The following is a 2,196-nucleotide window of genomic DNA, read 5'->3' as shown; positions in this document are numbered from 1 at the left end:
CTATTTTCATCGTCCTCGTATAATATATTGTTAGTCATTTTGAATGCCACAATCCTAATTCCTTATTAAAGCCCCCAAGATTGGGGGGTTGGGGGTTGAAAATAAAATTAAAAAATTAATTATTAGTAGTGGTAGTGATGTGGAGAGTGTGGGTAACTCCAAAGGAGTTATCCAAGCAATTGTGGATAACTCAAAGAGTTGTCCAAGCGATTGTGGGTAAGTTGTGGACAGCTTTGCTGTCCATCAACTTATCCACATGAGCGTCAATTGCGTCACTATCCACATCTTTCCACTTGACTTTTTAGGATGTCCCTGTCATAATATCCAGTAAGACTGGTCAGGGAAGGACTTATCGTCCTCGTTGTCCATACGGGTATTCCCGATGGGTCTTCTAAACAAAGTGTGTCCCCCTGCTCCTGAGGTATTCTTCTTACTCGTAAGATGTTTGACCTGAGAAAAGTGCCCTTGGATATAGCGTTAGGCGGACAAGGATTACACTCCCCAGGTTTATTCTAATCACCAGGCGAGGCTGTTGCATCCTCAGGTTGTCAGGGACATCCTGACTAAATCTTTATATGAAAGGAGTTGATAACTTATGTCTCACCCTCTTTTTGTCGGTATCGATATCGACACTAAAAAAAATACTGTCTGCTTCCTTAACTCTGAAGGTCTAAAAGTTATCCCTTCCTACGCTTTCTCTAATAACTTGTCAGGAGCTCAATCTCTCCTTACTTACATCCTTAACTTGATGAAGACCTACTCTTTTGACTCTGTTTCTATCGGCGGAGAAGCTACTTCTGTCTATAGCTTTCACATCCTAAACTTCTTTTTCTTCTCAAAAGAATTATCTCCATTTCATCCTCAAATCTATCGCTTCAACCCTCGACTAATCGCAGGCTTTAAAAAAGCTTACCCTGATTTACCCAAAACCGATGACATCGATGCCTTCGTTATTGCCGATAGACTCAGGTTCGGAAGACTCCCAGCAAATATTAAATTCAATCTCCAATACCTACCTCTACAAAAATTGACCAGAGCCAGATTCCATCTTGTCCAGACAATATCCAGAGAAAAAAACTTTTTCTTGACTAACCTCTTTCTCAAATTCTCCAACTACATCACCGATACCCCATTCTCAGACATCTTCGGAGCTACCTCTTCTACTGTTATTACTCAACTCTCTCCCGAAGAAATAGCTTCTATGCCTATAGAAAATCTCCTCTCCCTGCTCATAGAAAAAAGTAGAAATAGATTCCAGCAACCTCTCCTCATTGCTCAAGAACTTAAAAAAATCTCGAAACTTGCTTATCCACTACCACCTCAAATGAAAGAAGCCGTTGATATTGTTCTCCTTGCTCTGCTCCAAAATATTCGCACTATGGAAGCTCAACTTAAAAAAATAGATCAATCTATCGCCAAAGAGATTTCTGGAATTCAACACACTCTTTTGTCTATTCAGGGCATCGGACCTGTCTTTGCTGCTGGCATAATCGCTGAAATAGGCGATATCTCTTGTTTTAAAAATCAGGCTGCCTTAGCCAAATATATTGGGCTTGTCTGGAACAAACATCAATCTGGTGACTTCGAAGCAGAAGATACATACATGAGTAAACACGGGAATAAATATCTCCGTTACTACTTCATTCAGGCAGCTAATACTTTGCACCTACATAATTCTGATTTCAAAAAGTATTATTCCCGCAAATACTCTGAAAGCACAAAACATCACCACAAAAGAGCTTTGGTTCTTTGTGCCAGAAAATTAGTTAGAGTAATTTATTGTTTGCTTCGTTCAAAGAAGCGTTATGAATTACCTAAAACAGCCAATTCTTAAATGCCTGGTATTTCTATGGTAGTACACTTTAACTGTACTCCATACTTAAATAAATCTGACCTGCCTCTGCTACGGCAGACAGGTGGTTACGACAATTAAAAAAAACAATTATTCCGCTTACGCAATAATACACTATGAGATGATGCCTATAGACCAATTTGTTTCCATTCAAGGGAAATTACCTTGAAATTGTTCACTTTAACCCTTTTAATTTGGATATTTGAAAAATTCACTTGTATCCGAACATACTATTTTTGTGCCTTTTTAGGGATATAAGTCAAGAAAAATATTTTTAAAAAAACTTAATTTTTTACTTGACATTTCACCGTAAGACTTTGTGAGGCGCAGACTCATGTCCGTTT

Annotated in this window: 1 protein-coding gene; it reads left to right on the top strand. The window is 38.6% G+C overall.

What is annotated here, in order from left to right:
- Nucleotides 1–595: 595 nt before the first annotated feature.
- A complete protein-coding gene (locus AB1630_12610) occupies nucleotides 596–1,834 on the top strand; it encodes an IS110 family transposase (GenBank protein MEW6104632.1) in 1,239 nt (412 codons plus the stop codon).
- Nucleotides 1,835–2,196 lie beyond the last annotated feature (362 nt).

Source organism: bacterium (genome assembly GCA_040753555.1).
In the GTDB taxonomy this organism is placed as follows: domain Bacteria; phylum UBA9089; class UBA9088; order UBA9088; family UBA9088; genus JBFLYE01.
The sequence above is the reverse complement of the archived record's forward strand: the minus strand, read 5'-3'. Positions and strand labels throughout refer to the sequence as shown.

Coding starts and splice junctions, on each gene's coding strand:
- AB1630_12610 (MEW6104632.1), top strand. CDS start 596: ATGTCTCACCCTCTTTTTGTCGGTATCGATATCGACACTAAAAAAAAT.